The organism is Mariniflexile jejuense (assembly GCF_042675665.1).
GTDB classification, from domain to species: domain Bacteria; phylum Bacteroidota; class Bacteroidia; order Flavobacteriales; family Flavobacteriaceae; genus Mariniflexile; species Mariniflexile jejuense.
Window position 1 is genome coordinate 785,205 of record NZ_JBHTJI010000001.1, and the last position, 22,052, is coordinate 807,256.

The following is a 22,052-nucleotide window of genomic DNA, read 5'->3' on the forward strand; positions in this document are numbered from 1 at the left end:
TTTTTTTTAAAATATAATTTTAAGTTAAGGTTTTCGTAAATAAAATTTAGTAAATTAAACACATGCTTTCATTATATAAATTATTCAGAACACAATTTAAACTTCAAAAAACACATTACTTATTAAAATTTCGAATTATTTTTAACAAATTAAAATAAAGCTTGATTTATATTTACTTAAAAAGCCGAATTATTAAATTTCTTTCAATAATTTATTATATTTGGTTTAATAGCTTATATATATGAATAATAACAATCTTTTCTCGTCTTACGAAAAACTTCCAAGCACTTGGGATGAAATGTACTCTGAAAATGAAGAATTTAGAGCTCAATATGCAGGATTTATCGAGTATTTAAAAAAAACATCACCTGAAAAACTGACTAAGAAAGAAGACCTTTCTAAACAGTTATTTATGAGCCAAGGCGTTACGTTTACGGTTTATAATGATAATGAAGGTATAGAAAAAATATTTCCGTTTGATATTGTTCCCAGAATTATAACAGCTAAAGAATGGGATAAAATTGAAAAAGGCATTAAACAACGCCTTAAAGCTTTAAACTTGTTTATTAAAGATATTTATAATGAACAGTTTATTATTAAAGACGGTTTAATTCCTGCAGATTTAATTTATTCATGCCCAAACTTTCTACGCGAAATGAAAGGTGTAAAAGTACCGTATGATGTATATGTTCATATTTCGGGTGTAGATTTAATTCGCAATAACGATGGTGAATTTTATGTTCTTGAAGATAACTTAAGAACACCATCTGGTGTTAGCTACATGCTTGAAAACCGAGAAATATCAAAACGTTTATTCCCTGGTATTTTGCCAAAAAGCCAAGTACGTTCGGTTTCAAACTACCCAAACATGCTATATAAAAAGCTAAAAGAACTTTCAAACATAGCCAACCCTAACATTGTACTTTTAACACCAGGCATTTATAATTCGGCATATTACGAACACACAACACTAGCCAGATTAATGGGTATTGAACTGGTTGAAGGCACAGATTTGGTAGTAAAAAATCATTTTGTTTACATGAAAACCACCAATGGTTTAAAACAAGTTGATGTAATTTACAGACGTGTTGATGATGATTTTTTAGATCCATTAGAATTTAATGCCAATAGCGTTTTAGGTGTTGCTGGCATTATGGCTGCTTACCGAAAAGGCAATGTTAACATTGTAAATGCACCTGGAACTGGAATTGCCGATGATAAAGCCATATATATTTACGTACCCGATATGATTAAATATTATTTAGATGAAGAACCCATTTTAAAAAATATTGAAACCTACCAATTAGGCAGACCAGACGAATTGGAATACGTTACCAAACACATAAAGGAAATGGTTATTAAAAAAACCGACGGTAGTGGTGGTTATGGTATGCTTATGGGTCATGAAGCTACAGACGATGAAATAAAAGACTACCTAGATAACGTAAAAAAGAAACCCGAAAATTTTATTGCACAACCTATTTTAAGACTATCAACTGCGCCTTGTTATATTAATGGGCAGCTATCACCACGTTGTATCGATTTACGTCCGTTTGCTCTTTCTGGTAAAGATGGTATTGATATTTGCCCAGGAGGTTTAACCCGGGTAGCACTTAAAAAAGGCTCGCTGGTGGTAAACAGTTCGCAAGGTGGTGGTAGTAAAGACACATGGGTATTACAATAATTAAAAACACATTTTAATATGTTAAGTAGAGTAGCAAATAACCTAATTTGGTTAGATAGATATATGGAACGAGGAAACGGTATTTTAAGTTTACTAAAAGTAAATTTTTATGCCAATCAAGACTCTCCCGAACTATTTTCGTGGACACCAATTATTAAAAATTTCACAACCTCAGAGAATGAATTTTATACTGAAGACGCTATAGAATGTATCAATTTTATGGTATTTAACATAAGTAACTCAAACTCCATTCTAAATATAGTTACAAAAGCTAGAGAAAATGCCAGAAGTGTACAAGAACATATTTCTAGAGAACTTTGGTTATGTATAAACAACTATTATTTGTATCTTACAAATAAAGATTTACCTAGAAGACTTCGTGAAGAAGATCCAATTCAGTTTTTAGAAGATTTACGTAAACACCATTTAATATACTACGGAACGTCTGATATCACACAAGAACGCGGTTCTTCTTATTATTTTATGAATGTTGGAAAATTTTTAGAACGGGTTATTCAAATATCAGATTTTACAGCTTTCAAACTTATGGAAATAGGCAACACTTCCGATAGCTTAGAAAAAAGCTTTTACTGGAAAAACTTATTGCTTTCTATAGGTGGTTATCAGTTATACTTAAAAACACATAAATCTACTTTTAATGAAGAACACATTATACGAATGGTTTTTCAAGATAAATTATTTCCAAGGTCGGTATATTACTGTGTAAACAAATTAAACAGACACATAAACCAACTTATTGAAGCCAATGAACTTGAGCGCAATAATTTAGAATTTTTATTAGGAAAGTTAGAAAGCACCATAAAATACACAACCATTGAAAGTATAAACGCCCAAGGCTTACATAATTACATTGAAGCTATTAAAGATGATATTAGAAACATCTCTTCAAATATAAATTCGGTATACTTATCTAATGCAAATTAATTTTTAAATATTATGCCAACATTTTTCATCAAACATATTACAAAGTACAGCTACAACAACCCAGTAATTGATGGCGCAAATTTAATTCGCTTACATCCTATTAATGACCAATATCAAAAAGTGGTATCGCATTTTATATCGGTTACAAATAATCCGTTTATAGAAACTTATAACGATTTTTACAACAACCGCATTGGTACTTTTTTAATTACCGAACCGCATGATGAATTATCAATAACTTCGGAAGTTGAAGTAATAACATCCAACAAACTATTTCCTGAAGACACAGCTGATGTGAAAACACAATGGAATGAATTAAAACAACACAAATACGATTCAGACGTAATAGATTTTTTAAAACCAACTGCCTTTAGCGGCACTAATGACGTTTTAAGTTTAATAGAAGAAAGAAAACTAACCGAAAAAACACCTTATAAAACTGTTTTAGAACTTTGCGATTACGTTTATAATAACTTTAAATACATAAAAGGCATAACCAATGTAGACTCTACTTTAGATGATGTTTGGAGTTTAAAAGCAGGCGTTTGTCAAGATTTCACAAACATCATGCTTCAAATGGTTAGGCTTTGTGGTATACCTGCACGCTACGTAAGCGGTTATATTTGCCCTACAGATGATGCCAAACGCGGAGAAGGTGCTACACATGCTTGGATAGAGGCTTACATACCATTTTATGGCTGGTTTGGTATTGACCCCACAAACAATACAATAGCCAATGAAAACCATGTGCGTTTAGCTGTTGGTAGAAGTTACGCCGATTGCTCGCCAGTAAAAGGTGTTTTTAAACGCAAAGTGGAATCTGATTTGTTTGTGAAAGTTGAAATTAGCACTACAAAAAACCAAGAAGAAACCGTAATACCCGAAAACACTTTTGCAGCTTCTAAAACCAATAATAGCTACCAACGCAATTTAGAACGCATTCAACAACAGCAACAGCAACAGCAGTAGTTTTTTTATCTGTTTATTTTAAATACTAAAAACACTTTTTTTAGAGTTGACTTTGTGCGAAATTTTAACTAACTTCGTTTAACAACCGATAAAGTTCATTTAAACGGAACTTTATCTTTGCATTGGCTTTAAGCAGGTTCAAATATTATATTATCTAACTTTCAGCAATATCATAATATTTAAATAATAGTACTTGAAATAATGACAAAAACAAATCAATCTTTTTACCAAAAACTAATGTTTTACTTGAAATACTTAAAGGAAAAATCATTTTTTTTAAACTTTGTTTTTTTTAGCCTAAAATTAATTTCAGTTACATATTTAGTATTTATATATTCTTGTGACAAAAGCAGTGATTCTATTAATGAAGAAGAAGCAATAAACGATCCTGTATTGAAAATTGATAATGTATTACCTAATAAAGCTGATTTAGGAGATACACTTTCCATAGTTGGAAGGAATTTTAAAAGAAGTGTGATTTTATATCTTGATGAGACAAAATTGGATATTGTTTTTAATAATGATTCTTTGGTTAAATTTAAAGTTCCATATGACGGATTCAATCCATTTGATTTCAAAATCAAAATTGACAATGGTGAAGGCGTTGACAAAATGGAAGTTTTAGTATCTCCTTTTCAATTATTTACACCTATTGTTGATTCAATTCCAGTTAATTTTAAGTATGGGAAAGAAGTTGTTGTTTATGGTAAACATTTAACAAATTCACCATCAAAGAAAACAGATATCATATCCTTAAACAACGAGAAAATTACTGTCACTAGCCATAGTAAAGATTCAATTTCTTTTAAACTTCCTTATAATCTACAAAGTTTTGATCACGACATATTAATAAAGGCTCAACTTCAAGAACTTAAAATTTTAAAAGGAGTAAAAATTCCTAAACCAACTATTACTGGTTTATCAAAAAACAAAGTAAAAGTTGGAGATGACATTATGATTTATTTATCTAATTTCTTTCCAGATATTACAGGTCTGAATGACTTTTATTTAGCAGATAATAAAGTAGAAATCACTGAAAGATATAGGGATTCTCTGCTGGTTAAGATTCCTTTAGGCCCATATAAAAGTAGAGATATTGGAAGCCTAAAAATTAAATTGCTTAATACTGATATTGAAAATAAGATAGATTTAAACCTTATCTCTAAATGGTACTTATGGTCATATAAAAGAGACTATGAGCTTACTGGTGGACTAGCTAGTGTAGGTAATCTAACATTATCGAGTTTTTATGATAATAATATGGCATATATTAATGTTTTTAAAAATAGCAGTGGAACAGAAAACAATGCTATATTCAAATACACGCCAGAAAATAATAAATGGGAAGAATCTATAATTCCTATATCCACAGAAGGCATATTTGGACATCTTTTTTATTTTTTTCCATTAAATAATGGAGTACACACCTACTTGTATATAAAACGAAAAACTAATAACTTTTACAAATACAATTTCCAAACAAATACGGTAACTCAACTCCAAGACTTTATAAATAATGAACTTATTCAACAGCCTACAGGATTTGTACATAATGGCGAGTTATATTTTGGCTTGGGCTATACAGGTTCAACATCGTTATATCAAAATAGAAAAATATGGAAATACCGAGAAAACAGTAATTCTTGGGAACAGATAACTGAAATTCCATTGGTAAATAATTATGATTTAAGAAATGCTCCTAGCGTTTTTAAAAGCAATGGCAAGTTTTATATTGGAAACGGAGAAGAACGCACAACTAATTTTTGGGAATTCACACCTGATAATACTTGGGTTAGAAAAAGTGACATAACAAAACCTGTTCAACGTGCTATCAATGTTCAAGTTGATGACCGCGGGTTTTATTATAATAATTATCTTAAAAACTTTTGGGAATATGATATTGGAAGCAATCAATGGTTTGAAAGAAATGACTTAAAGGCAGAAGGTTATAATTTTGGACCTGAGTACATGTTTATCCATAATAACTACGTTTATTTAATTGGTTATCAAAATGGATATCCCCCATCAAATACACTTTTTTCTAATCACGATCATATCATTTTAAGAACTGAACTTTATAATTTCTAGCATTATGTTAAAAAACTTTTATTATACTTTCATATTGTTATTCTTAACCCTAAGCTGTCAAAAAGATGACCCAACTCCAACACCTGAAGCAATTAATTTAACCTTATCTGTTTATGTTCCTCAAACAGGTGGAGTTAATTTAAAAGCTACTTATACTGGTTTGGATTTAAATAATATTTTAGAATCGGGCTTTTTATTATCAAACCAGCCCGTGCCAACTTTAAATAACTCAATCATTATACAAAGTAAAATAACAGGCAATCAATTAGAAAATACAATTAACACAGATTTAGTCTATAATGGAGAATATTTTGTGAGAGCATATATAAAAGTTGCAGATACCGAAATTTATTATAGTGATGAGCAATCATTTATATCTTTAGGATCTATCATCCCAATAATCAAAGAAGTACCACAGCAAGCACATATATTAGATACGATTTCAATTTCTGGTAATTATTTCACAACAAAAACGAATTATATTAAAGTATCATTAGGAGGAGAATCAAGTAGAATAATTTATTCAAACGATAGTATTATAAAATGTATTGTTCCTGTAACTTTAAAAAGCTTTAACCCAACAATAGAAGTTAAAATATATGAGAAGAAGGTAACCTTTAATGGTTTTTCTTTATTCAATCCAGAAATATCTTCAATTTCATCTTTAAGTGGCACGTTTAGGGATGAATTGATTATTAATGGGGGCCATTTTGATTTTGAAAAATCAAGAAACAAAGTTTATTTTGGAAATGCAGAAGCTACAATTACTTATGCCGATAGAAATACCTTAAAAGTTTTAGTTCCTGATGATTTGGAAAGTAGTTCTGAACAAATTAAAGTTTCAGCTCAATTACAAGAAAATTCATTTAGCAATAATTTTAAGCTTATAGCCCCAAAAATAAACTTTGTTGAAAAAAATGTATTTGCAAATCAGAGCGTCGTAATTCAAGGAGCTAATTTCCACCCCTTAAAAGACAAAAATTTTATCTACTTTGAAGAAGCTAAGGCAAACATCTCATTTGGCGATACACAAAACCTTAATACAAAAGTTCCTTTTGGTGCCTTCCCTAGAAGAAAAGCCATTGTAAAAATTCAGTTGTTAGACTTAATAGTTGAATACGAGGTTGAATTGAATATTCAAGACAAATGGATAATGATATCTAACAACCTCCCTTTTCGTTTTTATAGAGGTATTAATAATGCGGTAGTTGCAAATAACACCGCTTATGTTATAGCTCCTTCAAAAGATTTATTTGATGACAACTATTATTTATGGAAATTTAACCCTAATAATTTTAGTTGGGAAAAATCTACAATTCCTTTTTCAATAAAGTGGAGCGGTGTAGCAGAGGCAAACATGGATAAATTATTTGTTTATACCGCTGATAGCAATAATAGTTTTTGGGAATATAACCCAGTAACCCAACAATGGAAACAGCTTCCAAAATATCCTGGGGCTAGAAGAGATTACGCTACGCATTTTTCAATAAACAAAGAAATATACCTAGGAATGGGCGCTGACTTTGAACCTTATACAAGAATCACATATGGCGATTTTTACAAATATTCGCCCGATACAAATACTTGGACACAAATTGCTGATTTTACATATCAAAATTATTTTTTACGTACAGAAACGTCAACTTTTACAATCAATAATATTGCCTATGTAGGTAATGGGGCAACAAATACTGGAATGGTAGATTATTGGTCTTATCATCCTAATACAAATGAGTGGATTAGAATAGTAAATTTTAAAGATTCTAGAAAAAATACGGCATCGTTTGAACTTAACGGTTTTGGATATGTTACTGGAGGCAATCCAACAGGTGGCAGTAATACTAAAGATTGTTGGAAATATAATCCTTTGTCTAATATTTGGACTAAAATTGATGATATTGGTCATATTGAAAGAGGAGGACATTTTTCGTTTTCACTAAACGGTAAAGCCTATGTTGGTGGTGGTGGTATTTACGATTCTGGTGGTTCAAATGGCTATGATTTTTATGAGTATAAACCATGAAAATTATTTTCAATAAGTATTGATTATGCAAATTAACTATGTCAAAAAAAAACTCCAAATCTTAATAATTATCTTATTAGGAATTACAATCTTCACTTGTGAAAAGGATGAATCTGAATCTGTGGGAAGTGTCCATGGTGTCATTTTATCAAATGGTATAAAAGTATATGGTGTTTCAATAATACTAGGTGCTACAGACCAGACCACAAGTGATTCTCAAGGGTATTATAGTTTTAACAATATTAAAGCAAAGACTTATCAAATTAAAATATCAAAAGCTGGTTATGTTCCAATACTTAAGAATATTACTATTCGGGGAGAAGATAATCTAGTTAAGGATTTCGAAATTATTAAAATAGCTGCCCCTGTAGTGTATACCGGATCTATATTAAATGTAACACAAACTTCTGTTAATGTAAAAGGTAATATTACTTCTTTAGGCTCGGGGTATCCAGGAATAGTTGAATACGGTCACTGTTGGTCTACAACGGCTATGCCAACCATTAATAATTCTAAAACAGAATTAGGGACACCAAATTCAATAGGTGAATATCAAAGTAGTATTGCTGGACTAGAGGGCAATACCCAATATTATGTTCGTGCCTACATAAAAATAGGTACAGTTGTATTTTATGGTAATGAATTTGAATTTAACACAAAAGCTTATCCACCAAAAATAATCAATTTTAATCCCAAATTTGGCCCAATAGGAACAAGAGTGGAAATTACTGGAAACCATTTTTCAACAACAATTTCAGAAAATACCGTAAAATTCGGTGATTTTACCGCTGAAATTGAATCAGCCACAGAAAACGTATTAGTTGTTAAAGTTCCATACGTTTATATGGCACAAAAATTAAATATTACTGTTACAATTGAGGATTCAACAGACGCTACAAACGACTTTTTTGATATATGGTTTCCTTGGTTGCAAAAAAGTAATCAAAGCTCTAAAACATTTGATGCTGCATCTTTTGTTATGGATGGATTCGGTTTTGTAATAGGATCAAATAGTTTATACATGCTAAAATATAATCCTATTTACGATTCGTGGGAGAATAATTTAAGTCTACCTGAAAACTCAGGAAAAAAACCTTTTGCTTTTAATTCAGGATCTAAGGTTTTTGCACTCTTAGAAACAAGCTTTTGGGAATATAATACTCTAACAAATATTTGGACAAAACGGAAAAACTTTACAGGCTCATTACAAACTGACAGAAGGTATAATTTCAATTTTAGCTTAAATGGTAAATTGTATATAGGCAATTGTTATAAAACATATGAATTATGGGAATATGACATCGTTACTGATTTATGGAAAAGAAAGGCTGATTTTATTGGAAATTTTGATAATAACAATCCTGTTTGGGGAAACTACACGTTTGCCCTAGGGCAAAAATGTTTTTTAGGAATTAGTCAAACGGCATTCGGAATAAATACGTTATGGGAATATAATTCTACACAAGATACATGGATATCAAGAACACCAATACCTTCAAATGCATATAATCTATATGCAAGTTTTATTATTAATGATGAAGCCTATGTTGGATTAGGGCAAAATTTCGAATGGGGAGATGGTTATGTTTCTAATACATTGTGGAAATATAAACATGTTACTGATGAATGGATTAAACTTCAAAATTCACCAATTAATATGTCTGTTTATACAAGCTTTAGTGTTAATAATAAAGGATATGTGCTTCCAATCTATACAAAATTTAACACTAAATTGAACAATGTTTGGGAATTTGACCCTTATAGAAATTAAGATAGCAACCAATTGATTTTGCTAAGACATTCACTTACTATTTACAAGAATAGCCTAAAGCCAACAATGGCGATAAGTAATTGCTCGTTCACGCTTACTTTGGAAATCCCTGCGGAATTTCCAACTCTGTGTGTGCTTTCTAAGTTTAACGCTAAACCACGCAACTACACATAACCGAGACAGTTAAACGAAACTTTCAAAAAACCAAAACCTACTTCTTCCTATCAATCACATAATTCACCATCAACTCTAGAGAATTTCTGTACTCTGATTCCGGATAGGTTTTTAGTAATTGCAATGCTTCTTCTTGAAATTGTTTCATTTTGGTTGTAGCATAATCTAAACCGCCATTAGTTTTCACAAAAGCGACTACTTCTTTAACACGTTTGGCATCTTTATTATGGTTTTTAATAGAATTAATTAACCAGTTTTTATCCTTCTTCTCAGCATTGTTTAGCACATAAATTAAAGGCAAGGTCATTTTTTGTTCTTTAATATCAATGCCTGTAGGTTTGCCAATTTGGTCATCGGTATAATCAAATAAATCATCTTTAATTTGAAATGCCATACCTATAAGTTCACCAAATTTGCGCATTACTTCTACATGCTGCGATTCTGGTTTTACCGATGCTGCACCCAAGCTACAACAAGCAGCTATAAGTGTTGCTGTTTTTTGACGTATAATTTCATAATAAACGGCTTCTGTAATATCTAGTTTTCTAGCTTTTTCAATTTGAAGTAATTCGCCTTCACTCATTTCACGCACTGCTATTGAAATGATTTTAAGCAAATCGAAATCGTTATTATCAATACTTAAAAGCAAACCTTTTGACAGTAAATAATCGCCAATTAATACCGCAATTTTATTTTTCCAAAGTGCATTAATGGAGAAAAATCCGCGACGGCGGTTACTATCATCAACCACATCATCATGTACTAAAGTAGCAGTATGGATTAATTCGATAACGGAAGCACCACGATAGGTACGTTCACTCACTTCGCCATTCGATACCATTTTAGCAACCAAAAACACAAACATAGGTCGCATTTGCTTCCCTTTTCGGTTTACAATATAGGTGGTAATACGGTTTAGTAAAGCCACTTTACTAGACATTGAAAGCAGGAACTTTTGCTCGAAAAGGTCCATTTCAAAGGCTATGGGTTGTTTTATTTGCTCTACTATTTTCAATATTATTTTTTAAGAGAATTCAAATATAAGTTTTAGAAGTTTATTTTTTAACTTTTATTTGCCAATTGTCCGCAAGCGGCATCAATATCCTTACCTCTACTTCGGCGTACATTAACTACAATTCTGTTTTTTTCTAAGGATGCAATGTAATTTTCTAAGGCTTCACTAGATGCTTGTTGAAACTCGCCATCATCAATTGGGTTGTATTCTATGATGTTTACCTTACATGGTACATATTTACAAAACTTAACAAAGGCGTCAATATCTTTTTGAGAGTCGTTTATACCATTCCAAACCACATATTCGTAGCTAATTTTGCGTTTGGTTTTAGCATACCAATACTCTAAAGCTTCACGTAAATCTTCCAAAGGAAAGGTTTCATTAAACGGCATTATGGATGTTCGAACTTCATCTATAGCCGAGTGTAATGACACTGCTAAATTAAACTTCACTTCATCATCAGCCATTTTTTTAATCATTTTTGGTACGCCCGATGTTGAAACCGTAATACGTTTTGGCGACATACCCAAACCTTCTTCTGAGGTAATTTTATCAATGGCTTTTATAACGTTGTTATAATTCATAAGTGGTTCGCCCATGCCCATAAAAACGATATTACTTAACGGACGATTGAAATATAGTTTACTTTCATTATCAATGGCTACTACTTGATCATAAATCTCATCTGGGTTTAAATTACGCATGCGTTTTAAACGCGCTGTGGCACAAAATTTACAATCTAAACTGCAACCAACCTGACTTGATACACAAGCAGTTGTTCTGGTAGCGGTTGGTATTAATACCGATTCTACTATCAATCCATCATGTAACCGAACGGCATTTTTAACAGTACCATCGTTACTACGTTGCATGGTATCGACCTTTATGTGGTTGATAACAAAGTTTTCTTCTAGCATTTGACGTGTTTCAAGCGAAACGTTGGTCATATCATCAAACGAATGTGCCGATTTTTGCCATAACCATTCGTAAACTTGATTACCTCGAAAGGCTTTGTCGCCTTGTTTTTCGAAGAATTCTCGAAGCTGCTCTTTGGTTAATGCGCGTATGTCTTTTTTTGTTGTTGCCATAAGTTTTGCAAAAATAGGGAAACGATTGATGATTAACGATTAAGGATTGATGAATTTGATTAAGGTTTACAATTTATGAATGGAAGTTGTAATTTGCATTAGCGGTTGCAATGAAAAGCCCACAGCGAGGTACGAGCGAGGACTTGCAATGGAAAACGCGACCCGATAGGGAAATGCCCAAATAAATTTACTTAAAATTATTTTAAAAAGGTTTCTGCTTTCGCAGGAATAAAAAAGCCTTGAATTAACAAGGCTTTTTTGAATTTATATGATTAACATGGCATCGCCATAACTGTAGAATTTGTATTTTTCTTTTACAGCTTCTTCGTATGCTTTTTTAATAAAATCGTGACCTGCAAATGCTGAAACCATCATTAACAAGGTAGATTTTGGTGTGTGAAAATTGGTAATCATGCAATTGGCAATACTAAAATCGTATGGAGGGAAAATGAATTTGTTTGTCCATCCTTCTACCTCATTTAACTGCCCGTTTGATGATACCGAACTTTCAATAGCACGCATTGCAGTTGTACCTACAGCGCAAACACGCTTTTTGTTTTGAATACCTTTATTAACAATTGCCACTGCTTTTTCGTCAATTTTAAGTTCTTCACTATCCATTTTGTGTTTGGATAAATCTTCAACTTCAACTGGATTAAAGGTTCCTAAACCAACGTGTAGGGTAACTTCTGCAAAATTTACACCTTTAATTTCTAAGCGTTTTAACAAATGTCTTGAAAAGTGAAGTCCTGCTGTTGGTGCAGCTACTGCGCCTTCATTTTTAGCGTAAATGGTTTGGTAACGTTCTTCATCTTCTGGCTGCACTTCTCTTTTTATGTATTTTGGAAGAGGTGTTTCACCAAGTTCGTTTAATTTTCTACGGAATTCTTTATAAGAACCATCGTATAAAAAACGTAGTGTACGCCCACGAGATGTTGTATTATCAATAACCTCGGCGACCAAGGTATCATCATCACCAAAATATAGTTTGTTACCTATACGTATTTTACGAGCTGGATCAACTAAAACGTCCCAAAGGCGTTGTTCTTCATTTAATTCGCGCAATAAAAACACTTCTATTCTTGCGCCTGTTTTTTCTTTATTACCATACAAACGTGCAGGAAATACTTTGGTATTATTAAGTATTAAAACATCGTCTTCATCAAAATAATCAATAATATCTTTGAACATTTTATGCTCGATGGTTTGTTTTTTTCTGTCTAAAACCATTAAACGAGATTCATCTCTGTTTTCTGCTGGGTATTCGGCTAATAATTCTTCTGGTAGATTAAAACCAAAGTTTGATAACTTCATTTAAATAAGTTTAAAAGTTTAAAAGTTTTAAAAGTTTAAAGTTTTTGCTTTAGCTTTTAAAAATTAGGTTGCAAATATACAATCTGCAGATAGGGGTTGTCAAGTAAATTGATGATTATTATTTAGTTATTTTAAAACCTATAGATTCTAAATCGTTCCAAAAGGTTGGATATGATTTTGAAACCACTTCTGCATCTTCAATTATTAACGGTGTTTTAAGTGCTAATGGTGCAAAGGCCATAGCCATTCTATGGTCGTTGTAGGTAGCAATTGGCACAAATTGGTTTATGGTATTTGAAGCTTTAAGGTGTAACGATTTATCTGTAATTTCTACGTTTCCTCCTAATTTTTCAATTTCGGTTTTTAAAGCTACTAACCTATCGGTTTCTTTAATTTTTAAGGTATGAAGTCCTGTTAAATCGCATGGTATTCCTAATGCAAAACAGGTTACGGCAATGGTTTGAGCTATGTCTGGCGCGTTTGCCAAATCGTAACTAAACGCTTTTAGGTTTTGAGTCGTTTTTTCTAAAACTACTGTGTTATTTTTAAAACTAGTTTGAACACCAAAATGCTTATATATTTCTACTAAAACGGAATCACCTTGTAATGAATTTTCTTTGTAAGATGATAATGTAATTTCTGTTCCTACCTCACATAAGGCTACAATACTAAAATAATAGGAAGCTGAAGACCAATCGGATTCTACAGTTAGTATTGTTGGTTGTTGGTTGTTGGTTGCTGGTTGTTGGTTGTTGGGTTTTACGGTAATGGCATTTCCAATAAATGATGACTCTACACCTATTTCATCTAGTAAACTTAACGTCATTTTTATATAAGGGACTGAAGTAATTTCGCCTTCCAAAGTTAACTCTATACCGTTTTCTAACTTTGAAGCAATTAACAATAAAGCTGAAATGTACTGACTGCTTACATTTGCTTTTAATGACACTTTGTTTTTTGTTAATTTTTTTCCTGTAATTTTTATTGGTGGGAAACCTTCATTTTCTACATAGCTAATATCTGCGCCCAATTCTTTTAAAGCTTCAACTAAAATTTGAATAGGACGTTCTTTCATGCGTTTAGAACCTGTAAGTGTTACTTCACGCCCTTCTTGAATAGAAAAATAAGCTGTTAAAAAACGCATAGCAGTGCCTGCATGATGAATATCTACAATATTAGAAACTGATTTTAAAGCATCGGTCATTAAACAACTATCATCAGAATTTGATACATTTTCAAGTGAAAATTCTGGATATAATGCTTTTAAAAGTAACAATCTGTTTGATTCGCTTTTTGAACCTGTAATTGTAATTTTAGATTGACGGTTTGCTATTTGCGATTTTTGAAGTGTGATATTCATTTTATAATTTAAAAAACTAACAAAAAGTTCTTGATTGCTCTTGAACTAACATAAAAAACGCTTCTTAAAAGAAGCGTTCAAATATACTTATAATTTATTTTAGTTTTTCGTTATTATGATGCCTATCGTGGTCGCGATTGGTTTTTAAATCCATTTTTTTATCAAAAGCTGCTTGAAGGTCGATACCTGTTTGGTTTGCCAAACATAGTACTACAAAAACTACATCGGCAAGTTCTTCGCCTAAATCTTTATTTTTATCGCTTTCTTTTTCGCTTTGTTCGCCATATCTGCGTGCAATTATTCGGGCTACTTCGCCTACTTCTTCGGTTAGTTGTGCCATATTGGTAAGTTCGTTAAAATAACGAACGCCGTGGTTTTTAATCCAATTATCTACGTCTTGCTGTGCGTTTTTAATGTTCATTATATTTTAGTTAAAACTATTTGTTCTGCTTCTTTTTCTACTATTTTGCTAAAATACTCTTTTAATGCATCATAATAAACAGATAAGATAATTGGTTGGTTGATTTGAGATTCAACTGATAATTGAATTAAGTTTTCTTGATGGCTAATATTGTATTTAAAAGAGCCTAAATTATCTGGCATCATAAACATTAGAGGTTCAGGAAAACTTTCAACCTTATATCCTTCTGGTATTTTAATAACTATCTTATAGGATGTGTTTGTTGGGTATCCAAAATCTACTGGAAATTCTCTTTTTTCTAACTTAAATGGGTTTTCATTAATTTTTAAAAAAAACATAGGTGAGAAATATAGTTTTCCACCAATAACATCTACTTGATTTTCTTTTACAAAGTTATATGACTCTATGATTGGCTTATATAAATCGGTCTCATTTTCAACCTTGAAATCCGAAATTTCAATACCACCTAATTTATTCTCTAACTGATCTAAAAAATCTTTTTTATTTTTATTATTATTTTCTTCTCGATACAATAATGCTTCATGATTGGTTTTTACAGCTCTGTATTTACCATTCAGATTTCCGTTTTCATCCAAATTAGCCATAAAAGACAAACTGTTTTTTGATATTTCATTAGGATATAAATCTATTAATTGCGAACCACCGTGTTCTGCCATAACCCTACCTTGCCAATTCAAAGTTCTAAAAGGCAATACATTTGGTGCACTATATTTATTTGTAGCATCTAATAAAATAATAGTTTCTGCTAACCTAACATAAGTTATTATATAATTATAACCTTCCCTGGTTGGAAATAAAGGAATACCATTTTGCCTTGTACTTACTAAAACAGGAAATGCACTTAATCCTGCATATCTCAACATAGACGTTAACATCAAATTTATTTCAGCTGCATTACCTACTTGGTCTTTATAAGCCTTTCTAACACCCACATTTGTATAATAACCGTAATAACCATTCCAATTGACTTTAGATTTTACAAAATCTAATATTAGAGCTACTCTTTGGGTTGGATCTGAAACAGTACTTACAATAGCGTCAATTTCTTTTTCATAATATCCAGATTTATCCAATTCTGATCCAAAATTTGGATTTTGGTATATAGTTTTCACTACATCTTCCCAAGAAGTAGAATAATATTTTAAAGGTGAATTTGGAAAATCTGTATAAGACAACTCGTACTTGACTGAAGAACGATAATTATTAATATTATTAACAAAAGACTCTTCTTTAAGAGCAGGAATATTTGTTAAATTATATTTTGATATTTTTTTTTTAAATTCTATTTCTTCTGAATGTGTTTTAGTACCTACTTGACCAAAGCCTCTGTCCATAGTTTTTGAAACAAAAGTCAATCTATCTCGCTTTTCTTCAACATTAGGAGACACAAATAAAAATCCCTTTGTATTCAATTTAAATTTAAAATACTCTGGCGCTTCAAATGTAGCTTCTAACTTCACAACTGGAATATCATGTTGAAAAACAAATTCATCAATATTAGAAATAAAAGGTGATTTAATTCTATACTTAAATTCAACAACAGAACCCGGTTTAATATTAGGCATTGTAAATTTCATCTGGTTTAAATATTTATTTAATTCAGATTCAAAAATCCCATCTTTTGTAAGTTTTTCATCAACAATTTTCCCTTCGACCAAATTATATGTATATGCTTTTAAATTTGAAAACTCCTCATCATCATTACCACTTTTATAAAGATTTACTTCCTTAGTAGCATAATTAAATCCTTCTTGTTTATATATTTTTATACGCTCATGAATTTCTGTAATTAGCTCAAAACCTTTTTCTTGTTGATATTCGAAAAAAGTCTTTCTGTTTTTGTATAAATAAGTTGCATTAGCTGAAGAATCTTGCGGGTTATACTTTTCTTCTAGTTCTTCTTTTGAAATTTTACCAAAATCATAATTTTGTGCAAATGTTACTAAACTAAATAAAGTAAAAAATAAAATAACCGTTGTTCTCATTGTTAATTTAGGTTTAAGGTTGGTTTTTAATTAAAGCTATTTTGGCGTTGTCTTGTTTGTTTACTTCTTTATAAAACTCTCTGTAAGCTTCGTAATCTTCTTTTGGAAATTCGCCATCGTTAACTATAAATTCACGTTTATAAACTATGGTGTTTTCATCTTTAACAATAATTTCAGCTTTGTAACTACCAAATTTATTATCTAAAGCTACTTTTTCAGGCGAAGATTCTATGGTAAAACCAGTAGGTAATTTAATTTCAACTTCATCTATATCAACAAAACCTCTTTTTATTTTTAAAGGTAATTTTCTGTCTCTGTAGCGGTCTGGTATATCGGTATTTCTGTTTAAAGCATTAAGAGTTAATAACATTCTATCACCAACTGTTTTTGCGTAATTTGGCGCAACAAAACTAACGTCTTCAACAAATTCATTAGCTAGTTTATTGTTATTTATGCGCATGCTATTTATAGTTATACCATTAATATAATTCCAGCGTTTTTTATAGTATGTATCTAAATCTCTTTCGGTTTCGGTTTCCAACCAATATTTATTATCATATTGAATACCTTTGGAATTTACGATTGCGCTAACTTCAATAAGTCCGTTTTCTGTTATGGTATAAGTTCCTTTTATTAGTTGCGAGCTTTCTTGGGCTTGGTACTTTTTTGTGTGTTTAATTTTTCCACCTTCGGGTGTTATTACTAGCACATCTCTATCATCGGTAAAATCGCCAATAAATCCAAAAGGCAACTTCTGGCTTGTACATTCTAACCAAATATCATCACCATTATCTTGTGGAATATTAAGTATAACGTGATTGCCTTGCATGGCGGCAAAATCGTGTTCTAAGCTTCTTTGTGAATCGCCAGCATATACAACCGTATAATTTGACTGAATTCCAGCAGCATTTAAAAGCGACATGGTATAGTTTGTTAGTGCTTTACAATCGCCATAACCTAATTTATCAACTGCGGAAGCATTAAACGGTTTCCATCCTCCTATACCAACTTGTACACTTATATAGCGTGTTTTATCTTGAACGTATTGATATATTTTTTTAGCTTTATCAATATCGTTTGTTTCATCTTTTACAAGATTTTGAATCATAGCTACTGTACTTGCTGGCAAATCGTGGGTTTCTTTTATTAAATCTCGATACATCCATTTCCCAAAACCACTCCAGTCTTCTACTTCAGTTTGCACACCTTCCAAAGCAAATTTGTTTGATGTTACTAAAACTTTAGGAGCAATATCAACCAGTGAAGGACTATATGCTTCTGGTTTTTTTGCCTCCATATTTTTAACGTTATAACTTATTTTTGTTTGTAAGGTTTCTTTGGTAATTTTTAAACCTTCCAAATTCTTTTCTTTGGTTCTAATTGTTAAATCGGTTGGGAAATTAATTGTGTACGAACTATTTTCAACACTCACAAAATAATCACTTACAGGCATAAACGGCTCTATAAAAGCTGTATTTTTTGTGTTAATTTCACAAACAAATTCTATGGTGTATGGGTAGGTAATTGGCGTATATTCTAAATACATAACTCTAGAATCTGAATACAAAGTACCGCCATCAACAGCGCTAACATCTTTAAAATCATTTTTTTTGATTTTTTTAATATTTGCACCTAGTTGATTAAATATTAAAACTTCTAAAGTTTTTATTTTCACATTATTATCATAATGTACATAAGCATCAATATTTTTATTGCCTTCTTTATTTAGCACGGTTATAATGCGCTTTTGATAAACCGTCATATCATTAACGCTATTAATTGTGATAATCAATTCATTAGAACGAATAACGGCATTGGCGTTTTCCTTTAAATTGCTAGGAAGTGTAAAGCTTGTATGAAATTTTTCTTGTGAAGAAACTTGTATTGTTATAAAAAGAAGAATATATAACACCTTAATTTTTAGATTCATAAAACACATTTAAGTTTATTAAAACCCTAAATATAAAATATTAAAGCAATAATTTACATGAGAAAAATCATATTTCGTCGTAATACCTATCTTTTAGTTTAAACGATAAAATCTTACAATTTAATTTATTCTTTATTTTTGGAATCGATGATGATGGTTACTGGTCCGTCGTTAAGAAGCTCTACTTTCATATCTGCACCAAATTGACCAGTTTGAACAGGTTTTCCTAAATCTAGCTCTAACTGTTTTACAAAAGCTTTGTAAAGTGGTATGGCAACGTCTGGTTTAGCTGCTTTAATGTAGCTTGGTCTGTTTCCTTTTTTAGTTGCAGCATGCAGTGTAAATTGACTTACAACTATTACATTGCCATTGCTATCTAAAAGCGATTTATTCATTACACCTTCATCATCACCAAAAATACGGAGGTTTACTATTTTGTTTGACAACCAATTAATATCACTCTGCGTATCATCATCAACAATACCTAAAAGCACTAAAAGTCCGTTTGAAATTTCGGCAACTTTTATATTTTCAATAACAACACTTGCTTTTGAAACTCTTTGAATAACTACTTTCATTACAAACTATTTATTCTTTTTCCCAACTATCGGTTCTATAATGCTCATCTTCACCTTCAACAATTTGCAAATAACTACGGTAGCGCGAAAATGCAATTTCATCTGCATCTAAAGCATTTTTTACGGCGCAATTTGGTTCTTGTATATGTAAACAATTATTAAACTTGCAATCTTGTTTTAGCTTAAATATTTCTGGAAAATAATCGCCTACTTCTTCCTTATCCATATCAACAACGCCAAAACCTTTAATACCTGGCGTGTCTATAATTTTGCCGCCAAAACTTAAATCGAACATTTCTGCAAAGGTTGTAGTATGTTGCCCTTGGCTATGAAGCGTAGATATTGCTTTTGTTTTAAGATTTAAATCTTCTTCAATTGTATTTACAAGTGTAGATTTTCCAACGCCCGAGTGTCCTGAAAACATGCTAACTTTATTGTGCATTAAGGCTTTTACTTTATCTACATTTTTACCTGTTTTTGCCGAAACCCCTATACATTCATACCCTATTGTTCTATAAATATGTGCTAAATATTTAACTTCATTTAGTGTTTCTTCATCATACGAATCAATTTTATTGAAAAGTAAAATGGTTTTAATAGAATAGGCATTGGAAGTAACTAAAAACCGATCGATAAAACTAGTAAGGGTTGGCGGATTATTAATGGTAATCATTAAAAAAACCTGATCGATATTAGATGCAATAATATGTGTTTGCTTTGATAGGTTTACCGACTTTCGAACAATATAATTAGTTCTATCGTGTATATTATGAATAACGCCAGACACTTGATTATTGTCGGTTTCTAACTCAAAATCAACATAATCGCCAACGGCAATTGGATTGGTACTTTTGATGCCTTTTAAACGGAATTTACCTTTAATACGGCATTCGTACGTTTCACCCAATTCGGTTTTAACGGTGTACCAACTTCCTGTAGATTTATAAACGAGTCCTGTCATTAATTAACTATTACACCACAAATTAACAACTTTTCAATTAAAGAAAAAGATTATATTGCTGTCTAAATTTTTAAAACCTTAACAACATGAAAAAATTATTAATCATTTTAAGTATTTCTTTGTTTTCTTTTTTTGAAACAAATGCTCAAGTTGAATACAAAGTTATTACAAGTGTAGAATCTATAGTTCCTAACGGTTTAGGGCGTTCTAGAATTATTAGTGCCAATGAAGATAAAAACTATAAAGAATATACATCAACCCAAACAGAAGAAGATAACAGTCGAAATAAAGCAGACCGAAGCGATATACGTGTTAAAGATTTTGATGAAACCAAACTATTAAATTTTTACAACATAGCTGGAATTCGCTTTCAAAACATTGCTGCTAACGATGCCGTTATTACTTCAAAAATAAATACGATGGTTGAAGAAGGTTGGGATTTAGCCTTTGTAACCAGTGCTGTTGAAAGTGATAGTGGTAAAGACGACGGACAAGGCATCTTCATAACTCGTTATATTTTTAAACGTATCAAAAAATAATATTATAAATAAAAAAGCCTCACAATTGTGAGGCTTTTTTATTTATAATAACTTCAATATTAACCGTTAATCACTTTCTCTTGGTGATTAATTGATTCTTGGTGAATAGCTTTAAACATTTTTAAAATAAACTCTTCACTCAACCCTTGCGCTTCACCTTCAATAACCATTTTACCTAAAATTTCGTTCCAACGTTTGCTTTGTAAAACAGCTACGTTTTTAGATTTTTTAAGTGCTCCAATGCCATCGGCAGCTTTCATACGCTTTCCTAATAAATCAATAATTTGATTATCAACTACATCAATTTGCGCTCTTAAATTATCAAGTTTTTTGTTGTAATCTGCTTCAGCATCTGTTTCTTTTCTAATTTTCAAATCTTTCATAATTTGAACCAAGGTAGCTGGTGTAACTTGTTGCGATGCATCACTCCAAGCATTATCCGGGTCGTAATGTGTTTCAATCATCAATCCATCAAAATTCAAATCTAAAGCCGTTTGCGATACATCAAAAATCATATCACGCTTTCCAGTAATATGCGACGGATCGTTAATTAAAGGAATATCTGGATATTTGTTTTGAAACTCAATAGCCATTTGCCATTCTGGATTATTTCTGTATTTCGTTTTTTCATACGTTGAAAACCCTCTATGAATAGCACCAATGTTTTTAACGCCTGCTTTGTAAATACGCTCAATACCACCTAACCATAATGCTAAATCTGGGTTTACTGGATTTTTAATAAGTACTGGTTTATCTGTTCCTTCTAAAGCATCTGCAATTTCTTGCATAATAAATGGGCTAACTGTAGAACGAGCACCAATCCATAATAAATCTACATCATGCTCTAAAGCTAATTTTACATGGGCTGCGTTTGCTACTTCGGTACAAATTTTCATACCAGTTTCCGCTTTTACTTTTTGTAACCATTTTAAGCCTAATGCACCTACACCTTCAAACATTCCTGGACGTGTTCTTGGTTTCCAAATACCTGCTCTAAAATAACTTACATCAGTATTTTTCAGCTCGTGTGCTATTTTTAATACTTGCTCTTCTGTTTCAGCACTACAAGGTCCTGCAATTACCAGTGGATGACTTAAATTTAATTCATCCAACCACGTTCTCATTTCTTTTTTGTTTTCCATTTTATTTAATTTACTTTAAATCTACTACAAGTGAAACTTTACAT

At 31.3% G+C, this 22,052-nt stretch carries 17 protein-coding genes; 7 read left to right on the plus strand and 10 right to left on the minus strand.

What is annotated here, in order from left to right; genetic code table 11:
* Window positions 1-241: 241 nt before the first annotated feature.
* The 6 genes from ACFQ1R_RS03455 (at window position 242) to ACFQ1R_RS03480 (ending at window position 9,480) form a co-directional block, all read left to right on the plus strand.
* Window positions 242-1,684: a circularly permuted type 2 ATP-grasp protein gene (locus ACFQ1R_RS03455; protein ID WP_379924710.1), complete on the plus strand. Its 1,443-nt coding sequence runs from the start codon at window positions 242-244 to the stop codon at window positions 1,682-1,684.
* An 18-nt stretch (window positions 1,685-1,702) separates the two neighbouring features.
* Window positions 1,703-2,629: an alpha-E domain-containing protein gene (locus ACFQ1R_RS03460; RefSeq protein ID WP_379924711.1), complete on the plus strand. Its 927-nt coding sequence runs from the start codon at window positions 1,703-1,705 to the stop codon at window positions 2,627-2,629.
* Window positions 2,630-2,641: 12 nt separating this feature from the next.
* Entirely contained in the window at window positions 2,642-3,598 is a 957-nt protein-coding gene (locus ACFQ1R_RS03465) for a transglutaminase family protein (protein ID WP_379924712.1), read from the plus strand.
* Between the two features lie 201 nt (window positions 3,599-3,799).
* Window positions 3,800-5,686, plus strand: a complete 1,887-nt coding sequence (locus tag ACFQ1R_RS03470) for an IPT/TIG domain-containing protein (protein ID WP_379924713.1) — start codon at window positions 3,800-3,802, stop codon at window positions 5,684-5,686.
* A gap of 4 nt (window positions 5,687-5,690) precedes the next feature.
* The gene (locus tag ACFQ1R_RS03475; RefSeq protein ID WP_379924714.1) at window positions 5,691-7,709 is read left to right on the plus strand and encodes an IPT/TIG domain-containing protein; all 2,019 of its coding nucleotides are present in this window, start codon (window positions 5,691-5,693) and stop codon (window positions 7,707-7,709) included.
* Window positions 7,710-7,830: 121 nt separating this feature from the next.
* Entirely contained in the window at window positions 7,831-9,480 is a 1,650-nt protein-coding gene (locus ACFQ1R_RS03480; RefSeq protein WP_379924715.1) for an IPT/TIG domain-containing protein, read from the plus strand.
* 211 nt (window positions 9,481-9,691) lie between these two features.
* Here the strand turns inward: ACFQ1R_RS03480 and ACFQ1R_RS03485 are convergent, their stop codons facing one another.
* The 9 genes from ACFQ1R_RS03485 to rsgA form a co-directional block, all read right to left on the minus strand.
* On the minus strand, window positions 9,692-10,669 hold the full coding sequence (locus ACFQ1R_RS03485) for a polyprenyl synthetase family protein (RefSeq protein ID WP_379924716.1): 978 nt from the start codon (window positions 10,667-10,669) through the stop codon (window positions 9,692-9,694).
* A gap of 47 nt (window positions 10,670-10,716) precedes the next feature.
* Window positions 10,717-11,757: a 23S rRNA (adenine(2503)-C(2))-methyltransferase RlmN gene (gene rlmN, locus ACFQ1R_RS03490; RefSeq protein WP_379924717.1), complete on the minus strand. Its 1,041-nt coding sequence runs from the start codon at window positions 11,755-11,757 to the stop codon at window positions 10,717-10,719.
* A 264-nt stretch (window positions 11,758-12,021) separates the two neighbouring features.
* Window positions 12,022-13,071: a tRNA preQ1(34) S-adenosylmethionine ribosyltransferase-isomerase QueA gene (gene queA / locus ACFQ1R_RS03495; protein ID WP_379924718.1), complete on the minus strand. Its 1,050-nt coding sequence runs from the start codon at window positions 13,069-13,071 to the stop codon at window positions 12,022-12,024.
* A gap of 118 nt (window positions 13,072-13,189) precedes the next feature.
* Window positions 13,190-14,431, minus strand: a complete 1,242-nt coding sequence (locus ACFQ1R_RS03500) for a 3-phosphoshikimate 1-carboxyvinyltransferase (RefSeq protein WP_379924719.1) — start codon at window positions 14,429-14,431, stop codon at window positions 13,190-13,192.
* A gap of 94 nt (window positions 14,432-14,525) precedes the next feature.
* Window positions 14,526-14,852, minus strand: coding sequence for a nucleotide pyrophosphohydrolase (locus ACFQ1R_RS03505; RefSeq protein WP_379924720.1), 327 nt, complete (start codon window positions 14,850-14,852; stop codon window positions 14,526-14,528).
* The gene (locus ACFQ1R_RS03510; RefSeq protein ID WP_379924721.1) at window positions 14,852-16,858 is read right to left on the minus strand and encodes a DUF3857 domain-containing protein; all 2,007 of its coding nucleotides are present in this window, start codon (window positions 16,856-16,858) and stop codon (window positions 14,852-14,854) included. Before ACFQ1R_RS03510 ends, ACFQ1R_RS03505 begins: the two co-directional genes overlap by 1 nt.
* A gap of 13 nt (window positions 16,859-16,871) precedes the next feature.
* Window positions 16,872-18,788 carry a DUF3857 domain-containing transglutaminase family protein gene (locus ACFQ1R_RS03515; RefSeq protein WP_379924722.1) on the minus strand — a complete coding sequence of 639 codons (1,917 nt, stop codon included), beginning with the start codon at window positions 18,786-18,788 and terminating at the stop codon, window positions 16,872-16,874.
* Window positions 18,789-18,913: 125 nt separating this feature from the next.
* The gene (gene dtd, locus ACFQ1R_RS03520; protein ID WP_379924723.1) at window positions 18,914-19,366 is read right to left on the minus strand and encodes a D-aminoacyl-tRNA deacylase; all 453 of its coding nucleotides are present in this window, start codon (window positions 19,364-19,366) and stop codon (window positions 18,914-18,916) included.
* A 10-nt stretch (window positions 19,367-19,376) separates the two neighbouring features.
* A complete protein-coding gene (rsgA, locus tag ACFQ1R_RS03525) occupies window positions 19,377-20,327 on the minus strand; it encodes a ribosome small subunit-dependent GTPase A (protein WP_379924724.1) in 951 nt (316 codons plus the stop codon).
* 86 nt (window positions 20,328-20,413) lie between these two features.
* Here rsgA and ACFQ1R_RS03530 point away from each other — a divergent pair, with 86 nt between their 5' ends.
* Window positions 20,414-20,866: a hypothetical protein gene (locus ACFQ1R_RS03530; RefSeq protein ID WP_379924725.1), complete on the plus strand. Its 453-nt coding sequence runs from the start codon at window positions 20,414-20,416 to the stop codon at window positions 20,864-20,866.
* 59 nt (window positions 20,867-20,925) lie between these two features.
* On the opposite strand, the gene ACFQ1R_RS03535 is transcribed toward ACFQ1R_RS03530, so the two are convergent.
* Complete coding sequence (locus ACFQ1R_RS03535) at window positions 20,926-22,008, minus strand: chorismate mutase (protein WP_379924726.1); 1,083 nt, start codon at window positions 22,006-22,008, stop codon at window positions 20,926-20,928.
* Window positions 22,009-22,052 lie beyond the last annotated feature (44 nt).